General features: G+C 57.7%; 9 protein-coding genes. All 9 read left to right on the top strand.

Annotated features, from left to right (window positions below):
• Positions 1-26: 26 nt before the first annotated feature.
• The 9 genes from pip (at position 27) to M5R41_06025 (ending at position 12,708) form a co-directional block, all read left to right on the top strand.
• Positions 27-1,091 (top strand): prolyl aminopeptidase, encoded by a 1,065-nt coding sequence (gene pip / locus M5R41_06065; GenBank protein ID MCZ7555952.1) that lies wholly within the window; start codon positions 27-29, stop codon positions 1,089-1,091.
• Positions 1,075-1,734, top strand: coding sequence for a class II aldolase/adducin family protein (locus M5R41_06060; protein MCZ7555951.1), 660 nt, complete (start codon positions 1,075-1,077; stop codon positions 1,732-1,734). Before pip ends, M5R41_06060 begins: the two co-directional genes overlap by 17 nt.
• 6 nt (positions 1,735-1,740) lie before the next feature.
• The gene (locus M5R41_06055) at positions 1,741-3,468 is read left to right on the top strand and encodes a YgiQ family radical SAM protein (protein MCZ7555950.1); all 1,728 of its coding nucleotides are present in this window, start codon (positions 1,741-1,743) and stop codon (positions 3,466-3,468) included.
• Positions 3,468-4,757: an adenylate/guanylate cyclase domain-containing protein gene (locus tag M5R41_06050; GenBank protein MCZ7555949.1), complete on the top strand. Its 1,290-nt coding sequence runs from the start codon at positions 3,468-3,470 to the stop codon at positions 4,755-4,757. The genes M5R41_06055 and M5R41_06050 overlap by 1 nt, the downstream gene beginning before the upstream one ends.
• Positions 4,758-4,895: 138 nt before the next feature.
• The gene (locus M5R41_06045; GenBank protein MCZ7555948.1) at positions 4,896-7,736 is read left to right on the top strand and encodes an insulinase family protein; all 2,841 of its coding nucleotides are present in this window, start codon (positions 4,896-4,898) and stop codon (positions 7,734-7,736) included.
• 237 nt (positions 7,737-7,973) lie between these two features.
• Complete coding sequence (locus tag M5R41_06040; GenBank protein ID MCZ7555947.1) at positions 7,974-8,504, top strand: methylated-DNA--[protein]-cysteine S-methyltransferase; 531 nt, start codon at positions 7,974-7,976, stop codon at positions 8,502-8,504.
• 396 nt (positions 8,505-8,900) lie between these two features.
• A complete protein-coding gene (locus tag M5R41_06035; protein MCZ7555946.1) occupies positions 8,901-9,401 on the top strand; it encodes a hypothetical protein in 501 nt (166 codons plus the stop codon).
• Positions 9,402-9,609: 208 nt separating this feature from the next.
• Positions 9,610-12,018, top strand: coding sequence for a TonB-dependent receptor (locus M5R41_06030; protein ID MCZ7555945.1), 2,409 nt, complete (start codon positions 9,610-9,612; stop codon positions 12,016-12,018).
• 273 nt (positions 12,019-12,291) lie between these two features.
• The gene (locus tag M5R41_06025) at positions 12,292-12,708 is read left to right on the top strand and encodes a hypothetical protein (GenBank protein ID MCZ7555944.1); all 417 of its coding nucleotides are present in this window, start codon (positions 12,292-12,294) and stop codon (positions 12,706-12,708) included.
• Positions 12,709-12,805: the final 97 nt, after the last annotated feature.

Genomic DNA, 12,805 nt, shown 5'->3' with positions numbered 1-12,805 from the left:
TGTAGATTGAATTTCGAGGTTTTTTTATGCAACGGCACTTTCTGTTTTTCCTTGGTTTCGGCGTACTCGCTCTTTTCCATGCCTACGGACAGGGAGAGAGCGGCATGTGGCCGGCGCTCGAACCGCGGGAGAGCGGCTATCTGCGCGTTTCGGATCTGCACGAACTGTTCTACGAATGCAGCGGCAATCCTGATGGTTTGCCGCTTGTTATCCTTCACGGCGGCCCCGGGGGAGGCAGCTCGCCCATCGCGAGACGGCTGTGCGATCCCGCAGTGTTCAATATCATCCAGTTCGACCAGAGGGGTGCGGGCCGATCGAAGCCGTACGGCGAGCTTCGGGAGAACACCACCTGGGACCTTGTGGACGACATCGAAAAACTTCGCATGACCCTGGGAATAGACAGCATGGTGCTGTTCGGAGGATCGTGGGGAAGTACTCTGGCGCTCGCGTACGCGCAACGGTATCCGCGGCGCGTATGCGCCTTGGTATTCCGGGGTGTTTTTCTCGGAACGGATGCGGAAATCGATCATCTGTATCACGGAGGCTGGCCAAATTTTTTTCCGGACCTGTATGAAGAACTGCTCACCGTGCTTCCGGACAGATCCCGCCGTCCGCTTCCGGGGTATCTCGCGGAGTTGCTGCAACAGGATGATTCTCTCGCCGTGCTGCGCGTCGCGCGTGCGTGGGCATGGTATGAAACAGCGGCGAGTGCGGTGGACCGGGACAGCACGCGTCTGCGGAGGGTACAAGCCTGGCTCGAAACGGGAAATCCTCTCGCCTTCGCGCTGTTCGAAAACGTGTACATGGCACATCGCTGCTGGCTCGGCGACGACGAACTGCTGCGGAATGCCGGACGCATCGCGCACATACCTGCCTGGATAGTCAATGGCCGCTATGATGTCGTGTGTCCGCCCGAAGCTGCGTGGCGATTGCATCGGGCCCTGCCCCTGTCCACTCTGCTGCTCACGCCCGCATCGGGTCACAGCGCATCGGAACCGGAAACGCAGACAGCGCTGCTCCGGGTTTTCCATGATATTGAAGCGAGATTTTCCGCTCCGGCGAAGGAGAAAAGTCATGAGTTACAACATTGAACGCGCTGCGCTTGTCGGCGCCCTGAAATCCATGCTCTCCTCCGGTCTGACCACAGGATCGGGAGGGAATATCAGCATCCGCCCTGAAGACGCGGACTGTGTGCTTGTGAGTCCGAGTGGCGTTCCCTACGCGTCCATGACGGAGGATGATCTTGTGCTCGTCGACCTGCAGGGCAACACCCTGAGCGGTCATCGGCCTCCGAGCAGTGAACTTGCGATGCATCTCGCCGTGTATGCGGTGCGCCCCGGTTGCGGAGCCGTCGTGCACACGCATTCGCCCTATGCCTCCACCTTTGCCTGCCTGCGAGAGGAAATTTCGGCGGTGCATTACCTGATCGGCTTCGCGGGAAAAACGGTACCCGTCGCGGAGTACGCAACCTACGGCACCACACAGCTCGCGCGCAACGCCGTGGATGCGTTGGGAGCCGGCAACGCTGTGCTGCTGGCCAATCACGGTTTGCTGGCTGTGGGCGACGATGTGGAACACGCGTACACGGTGGCCGAGGAGGTGGAACTCGTCGCGCGAATACAGTATCAGGCAAGGGCAATCGGGACGCCGGTTCTTCTCGGTGACGAGGAGATGGAACGCGTCATAGAGAAATTCCGCAGCTACGGTCGGTCCGATGCCCGGGAGCGGAGGTAGGGCCGTATGTTCCTTCCCATGAGCCTGAAGGAAATGCGTACCCTCGGATGGGAGGAATTGGACGTCATTCTCGTCACGGGTGATGCCTATATCGACGCCCCGCATATCGGCACCGCGTTGATCGGCAAGTCTCTGCTCGTAGCAGGGTTTCGCGTCGGTGTGATCGCCCAACCGAATATGCATGACCTCGCCGATATCAGCGCGCTCGGCGAGCCGCGACTGTTCTGGGGTGTGACGGGAGGCAGTGTCGATTCCATGGTCGCGAATTACACCGCCCTGAAAAAGAAGCGCCGCAGCGACGACTATACACCCGGGGCAGAGAACACGCGCCGTCCCGACCGCGCGGTGATAGTCTATGCGAACCTGATCCGCCGCGCCTTCCGCGCCACACGGCCGATCATTCTGGGAGGGATCGAAGCAAGTCTTCGACGCGTCGCGCATTACGACTACTGGGATGATGCGCTGAGGCGCTCGATTCTCTTCGATGCCAAAGCCGATCTGCTGGTGTATGGAATGGGGGAACGCACCGTGTTGCATCTCGCGGAATTGCTCCGTCACGGTGAAGCCGTCGACGCGGTGCCGGGCACCTGCTGCATCGCGCGGGACGCACGTGCAGAGTATCTGGATCTCCCGTCCTTTGAAGAAGTGAAATCAGATCCGCAGGCCTTTATTCGAATGTTCGATGCGTTTTACCGCAATCTCGATCCGCACACGGCACAGGGCTTGCAGCAGCGGCATGGGGACAGGTGGCTTATCCATCATCCGCCTCCGCCATGGGAGACGCAGGAGGATCTCGATGGGGTCTATACGCTTGATTTCGAACGCGATGCGCATCCGTCCTACAACGGGCAGGGAGTGATACGGGCGTTGGATACGATTCGCTTCTCCGTTCAGACGCACCGCGGTTGCTATGGCGAATGCAACTTCTGCGCTATAGCTGTGCACGAAGGCAGGACGATTCGATGGAGGAGCGAGCAGTCGGTGCTCGACGAAGCCCGACGAATGAGCACGCATCGAAAATTTACCGGAGTGATACCCGACGTGGGTGGGCCCACCGCAAACATGTACGGGTACGAATGCGCGAAGAAGCTCGCAAAAGGTGTTTGCGACGACAAACGTTGCGCCTTTCCCGATCTGTGCCGAAGTATGCCGGTGAACCACAGCCGCTACGAGCGACTTCTGAGAAAATTGCGAGCCCTCCCGGGTATTCGGCATGTGTTCGTGGCCAGCGGCATCCGGCCCGACTTGCTGCTTGCAGACGAGAAATGCGGCATGCGTTTTCTCGACGAGCTCGCCGCGTATCATGTCTCCGGACAATTGCGTCTCGCCCCGGAGCATTCCGACCCCGGCATCCTGCATTTGATGGGGAAAGGCGGGCTGGAGGACTATCTGGACTTCAGAAAATTGTTCGTCGAACGATCCCGTGTCGCAGGAAAGAAGCAGTATCTCAGCTACTACTTCATCGCCGCGTATCCCGGCTGTGAAGAACAGCACATGCACGCTCTGCGCAGAGTGGCCGCGGAAGGATTGGGGGTGAGCGCCGAGCATGTGCAGATCTTCACGCCCACACCCGGAACCTGGGCCTCCGTGATGTATCACACGGAGTTGCATCCCTTCACGGGTGAAGCGCTGTTCGTGGAACGCACTCTCGCCGGAAAGCGCAGACAGAAGGAGGCAGTGCTGGGTGGGGGGGCGGCGCACAGACCGGACAATGCGCGACGGAGGCGGCACTGATGCACAACTGGCTGAAACCCGGTGAAGAACTGGATATCGAGACGGCACGCAGCGAACAGCTTCGTGCGCGCATCCTCTCGGTCATCTTCTTTTCCACCGCGCTCATGGTCGTCATTCTTTCGGCTCTGTTGCCGCACAAGCTGCTTGCGACCCTCAGCATTCCGGCCTTTCGTCAACCCGTTTTCATGCTGCTGCTGAGTATCGGCCTGTACGAGGGCGCGATTTCTTTCCTGTTTCTTGCCTTCGAGAAAAAGCGCAGACGCGTTCCACTGTTCGGCAGAATCGCCAACGTCACCGTGGAAATCACCCTCCCCGGAGTGGGCATTCTTCTTGTCGGACAATCGGTGCATCCCGTGCACGCGCTGCTGTCGCCCATGATCGCGTTGTACTTCATTTTTATCATCGTTTCCGTATTGCGACTGAGCGCCGGTCTCTCGCTGTTCACGGGCGTCCTGGCCGCGGCGCAATACTGCGCACTGGTGCTGTACGTGCTTTCGACGAGTGACACATCGTCGGTGGACCCCGTCTTCGCCTCGCCTTTGTTCTACACCTCGCGTTGCGTGTTGCTGCTGGCGGCCGGCGCGGCCGCGGCCCTCATCACCAGACTCCTGCGCCTGCGCATCGCGGGCATGCTTCGTGCGGCGGAGGAGAAACGGCAGGTGATACAGCTCTTCGGACAGCAGGTATCCGAGCCCGTCGCCGCAGAATTACTCAACCATCCGGAACACGCGGAGGGGGTGCTGCGCACCGTGACCGTTCTGTTCCTCGACATCCGCGATTTCACCCCCTTGGTCGGCAGTCGTCCGCCCCGCGAGGTGGTGAGCTATCTCAATACCGTGTTCGGTACGCTTATCCCCATCGTCGAGAGAAACAACGGCATTGTCAATCAGTTTCTGGGTGACGGTTTCATGGCCACGTTCGGCGCCCCGGTAGGCAATGCGGCACATGCAAGCGACGCTGTGAACGCCGCACTGGCGATGCATTCCGCGGTCGAGCGTCTGAACGCGCAGGGAGCGATTCCGTTCACACGCATTGGCATAGGCGTGCATACGGGTGAAGCGGTGACGGGAAACATCGGGGCGGCGGGAAGGCGGCAGTATTCCGTTACCGGGAGCGCGGTCATTCTCGCCTCGCGTATCGAACAGCTCAATAAAAGCTACAACAGCTCCGTGCTCATTTCCGGCAGCACCTGGAGCCGCATCGAGCATCACTCGCTTTTCACCGAGAGTCTCGGCACCGCTCTTCTCAAGGGTTGCAGCGATCCGGTCGTGATATACAAGCTGGCGTAACCGGCCTCCCCGTTCCGCCCGCTACGCTGCTCCGGGAGCGGCACAGACTTGGGGACGGAAAATTACCGCATCTTTTTCCCGGTTGCTTCGTATCTTAAAAACTGATTGAACCCGATTCCCTAATGTGTGGAGTAATGTATGAAAGTATTCCGTCTCACGAGTGTCGTCGCTGTGTTCATGACGATATTCGCTCTCCCGGGTGCGTTCGCCCAGGAGACTCCTGGCAAGGCACCTGTTCCCGGCCTCGGCGCCGACATCCCCGTCAATCCCAACGTGAAAATCGGTACGCTCGCCAACGGCATGCGCTACTACATCATGCAGAACAAGAAGCCGGAAAACCGCGCCGCTCTGCGCCTGGCTGTGAACGCCGGATCTGTTCTGGAGACCGATCCCGAACAGGGCCTCGCGCATTTCGTGGAGCACATGTGTTTCAACGGCACGAAGCATTTCCCTAAAAACAAGCTCGTGGAATATCTCGAGGGCATCGGCATGCGCTTCGGCGCCGACCTCAACGCCTACACCAGCTTCGATGAAACCGTGTATATGCTGGAGATACCGATGGACGACGAAACCATCATCACCCAGGGTATGCAGGTCCTTGTGGATTGGGCGAGCAATGTGACCTTCGACGACGAAGAGATCGACAAGGAGCGCGGCGTCATCATAGAGGAATGGCGCGCCCGGAAGGGTGCCTCGTCGCGCATCCGCGATATACAATTTCCCGTGCTGCTCCATGGCTCGAAGTACGCAGATCGTCTTCCGATTGGCAAGCCCGATATTCTGAAGAGCTTCGAGTACGAAACACTGAAGGGTTTTTACCGCAAGTGGTATCGTCCCGACCTGATGGCCATTGTCGCGGTCGGTGATTTTGATGTTGCGACGATGGAAAAGAAAATCTCCGCGATGTTCGGATCGATCCCGAAACCCGCCGAGGCGCTCGTTCGGCCAACGGAGCCTGTTCCGGATCATGCGGAATTGCTCTGCACCATCGCATCGGATCCCGAAGCGACATCGTCGTCGGTTGCCCTGTATTTCAAACATGAGCCGAAGGTGGAGCGGAAAGTCAAGGACTTCCGTGCCTCCATGGCTGAACGGCTTTTCAGCAGGATGCTCAACGACCGCTACAGTGAATTGCTGCAACAGAACAATCCGCCCTTCGTATCCGCCTCCGCCGGGAAAGGCGGCTTCGTGCGCGCCCGCGAGGTCGTTGTCCTGAACGCGATTCCGAAGGAAGGCGACGTGGAGCGCGGCTTCGAGGCGCTGCTCAAAGAGGCGTATCGCGTCAAACAGCACGGCTTCACCGCCTCCGAACTCGAACGCGCGAAAACCAATGTGCTTCGCGGCATGGAACGGCAGTACAACGAACGCGAGAAAACGCAATCCGGATCGCATGCATCCGAGTTCGTTCGCAATTTCCTTGTCGAAGAGCCCATCCCCGGTATCGAGATGGAGTACGAACTGTACAAGAAATATCTTGAGACCATTACCCTCCGCGAAGTCAATAAACTGACGGATGAATATTTCACCGATGCGAATCGCGTGATCACGTTCAGCATGCCGGAAAAAGAGGGACTCACGCCTCCGACGGAGCAGCAGCTCCGTGCAGTGATAGAGCGTGTGGAAGCCATGAAACTCGATCCCTACGTGGACGAAGTCGCGAACAAACCGTTAGTCGAATTGGGTCCGTCAAAGGTGCGTGTTGCCTCGGAGAAAAAGCACGAGGACATCGACGTCACGGAATGGACGCTCTCCAACGGTATCAAGGTCTTCGTCAAGCAGACGGATTTCAAGGCCGACGAAGTCCTGTTCGGTGCGACCAGTCCCGGTGGTATCTCCCTCGTGGGCGACACGGATCTGCCCAGTGCCGCGCTCGCATCCAGCATCATCAGCATGGGAGGTGTGGGCGAATTCAATCAGATTCAGCTGCGTAAGACGTTGGCCGGGAAAGTCGCCAACGTCTCCCCGACTATCAGCTCGGAAAATGAGGGTTTCAACGGCAGCTTCGCTCCCAAGGACATGGAAACCGCATTCCAGTTACTCTATCTGTATTTCCATCAGCCGCGTAAAGACACCACATCGTTCAATTCCTTCAAGACACGCATGATGTCCATGTTCGAGAATTTCGGCAATCAGCCGGAGCGCGTGTTCTCGGATACGCTCACCACAACGCTCGCGAATTATCACCCGCGGCAGCAGCCCGTTACCAAAGCATGGCTGGAGCGCGTCGATCTGGACAAGGCTTTCGACATCTATTCCGATCGCTTCCGTGATGCCAGCGATTTCACCTTCACGTTTGTCGGAAACATCAAGCCGGAAGAACTCAAGCCGATGGTCGAAAAGTACATCGGTCAGCTTCCGACCACCGGACGCAAGGAAACATGGAAGAATCACAACGTCAAGCCGCCCACCGGGAAGGTTGAAAAGATCGTGCGGAAAGGCGTGGATGATAAAACCATGATTGCCTTCGTGATGACGGGGCCTTTCGAGTGGACGTACGAAAATCGTTACGCCTTTTCCGCTCTGGAAGAGTATCTCACGATACAGCTCCGGGAAGCGATTCGCGAGGATAAAGGCGGCAGCTACGGTGTGGGTGTGAACGCTAACGCGGACAAATATCCGGACGCCGAGTACGCCATCATGATCAACTTCGGCACCAGTCCCGATCGTGTGGACGAAATGATCGAAACCATGCGCAAGGTCCTGAAGGACGTTGTCGAAAATCCTGCATCCGAGGAGAATATCGGGAAGATCAAGGAAATTCAGCGCCGGGAACGTGAAACGGGCATGAAAGAAAACGGCTTCTGGATGGGGCAGCTCATGCGCGCCATATCGCTCGGCGAGCCGCTGAATCAGTTCATGCAGTACGAAAAAATGATCGACGGTCTCACCGCGCAGCATATCCTTGACGCCGCAAAAAAATACATCAACCTCGAACGGTACGTTCAGGTTGTCCTGCTTCCGGAACAAAAGGGTTCCTGACCGCGCAGTCGGCCCACGCACTCTGTTTGTTGCACACGAAGAGCATGGCGTTTGTCATGCTCTTCGTATTTGTACCGCTCCGACGCCTTGCCGCCGCGCCTCGGTGGTCACGGGTACGGCCTTCCCGAGCGGGAGGCCGGACGGAACCACCCTCCGGCATGTCTCAAGTTTGCTCTCTGCTCGCACTTATGTACATTGTCCAGACCATCATGCCAACCCACAGCACAGGGGTGCTCCATGACACCACATCGTGTACCCAGGGCTCTATTGCAATCCTTCGTAGCTTCGCCGCTCGGTCGGCTCCGATTGCTGTCGCTGGACGACGCGCTGTGTTACCTCGGCTTCGATGCCGAAGAGGAAGGACAGGAGTATTCCAGCTGGGTGAACCGATATCTCGCTCAATGGACCGCCGTGCCAGCCGGCAGCTTGCATGATCCGATCCATGAGCAGCTGACCCGGTACTTCAACGGAAACCTCAAGCGCTTTAAGGTGCGGTCGCAGTTGCTCGGTACGGATTTTCAGTTGCAGGTGTGGACGGCGTTGCGCGCCATCCCCTACGGGACGACTTGCTCGTACCACGCCGTGGCCGAGGCGATAGGTAATCCCCATGCGTCACGGGCGGTGGGGCAGGCGGTAGGGCGAAATCCCATCGCGATCATCATTCCCTGTCACCGCGTGCTCGGGGAGGACGGGAGTCTCGTCGGCTACGGCGGTGGCATCGACAGAAAAAAACACCTGCTGCGCGTCGAGGGAGCTCTGCTGGTGTAGTATCCGCCTATTGTCATCGAAGTGCATCGACGCATAGGGAAGTCCTTCAGCGTGCAGCACACCGTGTCAGCAAGCATCAGGCAGGCTGTCCGCTCGGTACCGCAGGTTGCTGCGTGCGGCGATGTTTGTATGACGCCGGATCTACCGTCATCACCCGGGGATGTCCTGTGGACGCGCAGTGCCGGAAGGGAGGACCGACGTGGTTTCTGCCTTGATTTTCGTTTGGGGGATCGTCACATTTATTGCTGCCGGAGAATCCGTTTCCCGCTGCCGTTGCTTCGGCATCCACATAGAACCTATTGCGTATCCTACTCATTCAGCATGCATTCCGCTCATCCGACATTTTCACCCTACAGGAGAGTGCGAGGTATTGCTGTTTTTCTGCTTGTGCTCCTCATGGCACAGACGACGGGACCGCTGTTTGCGTTTTCGCTGCTGCAGCAGCAGATTCGTCACGATGTGCGGAAACGCATCAAGGCCGGCGTCAGCGAGAAAGATCTTGTGCGGCTCGCCATCCCGACGTCTCTGGAGACATCTCCCAACACCCGTTTTCAGCGCATACACGCCAAAGAATTCCGCTTCGATGGAAAGATGTACGATATCGTACGACAGGAGCGACGGGGCGACACTACCTACTATGCCTGCATCTATGATGATGCCGAAACCGCGTTGTTTGCCGGATTGCATCGTATGATGCAGGACGAAATGCAGAGCAATCCGGAGCGAAGGCGTCAGCAACAGGAAATCCGGCGCATGGTGGACGCATTGTATCTTGCAGGAGCGGGAATGCCCCTCCCATCCGCTCCCTGCTGTGCTGCCGTCACGGCGCCGTCGGCCGTACACCCGCCGAGCTCTCTGTTGATACCGCCGAAACCTCCTCCGGAACTCCTCTTCTGATATTCTTCCCTTTTCCGCTTGCCGATATGCGTATCACCCGATGAGTCTCAGTCTCGTCGTGGTGTGTGTCTGCATGCGTGCGTTCGCAATGAACGTTCGCATCAGCGTGTATGGTACCTGCTTCACGATGGTGCCGTCGAGCGATTTTTCCCATCCCCTGGCGGGAGAAGCCTGCCATGAGTATCCGAATTGACAAGGATGTTTCAGAATGAAAACTATACTACTCTTGTGCCTCGTCCTGTTCAACGCGGCACTGGTCAATGCACAGTTGCTGACCATCCGGGACGGAGTCACGCGTGAGCCGCTCGAACAGGTGGCGCTGTTCAGCTTCAGTCCTCGTGTGTCGGCTGTGACAGACGCGAAAGGCAGGGTGGACATAGCACCCTTCTCCGCATCGGACAGCATTCGCATCGAAATGATCGGCTATGAACGCATCATACTTTCCTATACGCAACTGGCCGAACGCACGCCGACGCTGCTGTTGCGTCAGACGGCATTCGCCCTGGACGAGGTTGTCGTTTCCGCCACACGGTGGAAGCAGGCCCGGAGCGAGGTCCCGGCGCGCATGATCACCCTGTCCCGCGCTGATGCCGCATTGCAGAATCCCCAGACCGCGGCGGATGTGCTTGCCAACAGCGGAGAGATCTTCGTGCAGAAAAGCCAGCTTGGCGGCGGCAGCCCGATGATACGTGGCTTCGCGACGAATCGTGTGTTGCTCGCGGTGGATGGCGTGCGCATGAACACCGCCATTTTCAGGAGCGGAAATGTGCAGAATGTCATCTCCGTTGATCCCTTTACCATCGAACGGACGGAAGTGCTGTTTGGGCCCGGTTCCGTGATGTACGGCAGCGATGCGCTCGGAGGCGTCATGACGTTCAATACGATCACACCGGGATTTTCCTACGGCAGTCAACCGTTGCTTGCAGCCAACGCCATCACGCGCTATTCCTCCGCGAATCGGGAAAAGACCGGGCATCTCGGGCTGCGTCTCGGCCTGCGGAAATGGGCTTTTGCCACGACGTTCACCTGGTCCGAGTTCGGAGATCTGCGGATGGGGAGCGACGGACCCGAGGCGTACCTTCGCGGCACCTACGCCGCACGCGTGGACGGCAGGGACACCATGCTCAGCAATCCTGATCCCGAAGTACAGGTCCCCAGCGGGTACACACAGTGGAGCGTGATGCAGAAAATCCGCTTCAAGCCGAATGATGCATGGGATGTACGATACGGTGCGCATTACTCCGAAACGAGCGACTATGCGCGGTATGATCGTCTCCTGCGGTATCGCGGCACGAAACAACGTTCGGCGGAGTGGAACTACGGTCCACAGGTGTGGATGATGCATGCACTCAATGCAACACTGAATGCACAACACGCGATGTTCGATGATCTCCATCTCACCGCGGCGTGGCAATGCTTCAAGGAAAGCAGGCATGACCGGGATTTCAATGCTGCCACGCGCTACAACCGCACGGAAGAGGTGGACGCACTCTCGCTCAATGCCGATTTCGAACGAAATTTCTCACCGGCCGACAGACTCCATTATGGCATCGAGCTGCTCTCCAATTCCATCGGATCAAGCGGTACAGATGAGAATATCCTTCAGGGATCGATCGCTCCCGGCCCCAGCCGCTATCCGGATGGTGCGGATTGGATGTCCTGGGCTGTGTATACCGATTACCGCCGTATTCTCGGGGCCGGTGTCATTTTGCACGCGGGACTGCGGTACAACTATATAACACTGGATGGGAGTTTCGACACGACGTTTTACCCGTTTCCCTTCACGGAATTGCGCTTGCGCAACAGTGCGCTCAACGGCAGCCTCGGTACGGTATACAACGCGGGAGGCGGTTGGCAATTCAATGCAAATCTTTCCACCGGTTTTCGTGCACCCAATGTGGATGACGCGGGCAAAGTATTCGATTCGACTCCGGGCTATGTCATTGTTCCCAACCCGAAGCTCACTCCCGAATATGCATATAACGCGGAGATAACCGCCAGCAGCGTTGTCAGTCGTGCTGTGAAGTTGAGCGTGACCGGCTACTTCACCTGGCTGGATGATGCGCTCGTACGGCGGGATTTCAGCTTCGGTGGTTTGGACAGTCTCGTCTACGACGGTGAGATGAGTCGTGTGCAGGCGATACAGAATGCCGCTTTCGCAGAGGTGTACGGAATTCAGGCGGATATGGAAATCCGTTTTCCATGGGGTCTCTCTCTGGTCTCGCGCATCAATGCACAGAAAGGCATCGAAGAACTCGACGATGGCAGCACGGCGCCTCTGCGTCACGCGCCCCCCTGGTTCGGAAGCACGCATCTGGGATGGAAAGGCGGCAATCTCGAAATAGATCTGTACGCGCTGTACAATGGTGAAGTGGCATATGATGACCTGGCCCCCGAGGAGCGCGGCAAGGACTATCTGTACGCCCCCGACGAACTGGGTCGCCCGTACTCGCCGTCATGGATGACCGTGAATCTGAAAAGCCGCTATCGACTGAATGATACGTTCTCGTTGTCCTTCGGAATCGAAAACATTACAGATAAAAGGTATCGTCCATACTCGTCCGGCATTACCGCGCCGGGACGGAATGTGATCACCTCGCTGTCCGTCAGAGTATAACATCCGATCGTGGCGCTATTGAGCCCGGCGTCTTCCCCGTGGTGTTGGATCGGCTGAGACCATGGCTTGCCGGCGGTTGCGCGCGCGCGTGCGCTCCGCCGGGGAGGACGAAGCTCCGTGGAGAGGCGACAGTCTGACAGACTTGTAATGTTCGGTTCAGCATGCTGTAAGACTCGCGTGTTACCTTGCCTGTTGCATTGAGACGATAGGCCGAAGGAAAGGAAAAGGTTGAGGACACGAATTGAACACAGATAAACCGGACGGAGCGGTGGTATGGGCACGTTACAGCTTCTCCTTGTAGTGGTGGGGGTCGTGGTCGTCGGCATCGCGATTGTTGTGGGTACGAATATTTTCGGAAGCAACAGTGAAGAGGCGAACAAGGACGCCATTACCCAGGATTGTTTGCGCATGGTCTCGGCGGCGGAGGGCTATTTTCGGAAACCATCCATGTTGGGAGGCGGCAACAACCGCTTCGACAACATCAACATGTCACACCTCGGCATGAATGAAGGCGCTTCACCTCTCGAGACCGAAAACATCAACGGGAAGTACACGATCACCAAAGCTGCGGAGGCCGTCCTGGAGGTGACCGGCGCTTCTCTCCGCAATCCAAAAAGTATGGTCGTGGTATCCATTGACATGACAGCAACCACTGAAAAACGCATGATTGTGGATTACCAAAACTGGTAGCATAGATGGACATCGCTTTTCACGCATGGAGCCGGTACAGCAGTTGTGCCGGCTTTTGCTTTTCGTAAAGCCGTTCCGCAGGGCGATGTGAGAGAGG

The organism is Bacteroidia bacterium (genome assembly GCA_027493955.1).
Classification (GTDB): domain Bacteria; phylum Bacteroidota; class Ignavibacteria; order SZUA-365; family SZUA-365; genus JAOSJT01.
The sequence above is the reverse complement of the archived record's forward strand: the minus strand, read 5'-3'. Positions and strand labels throughout refer to the sequence as shown.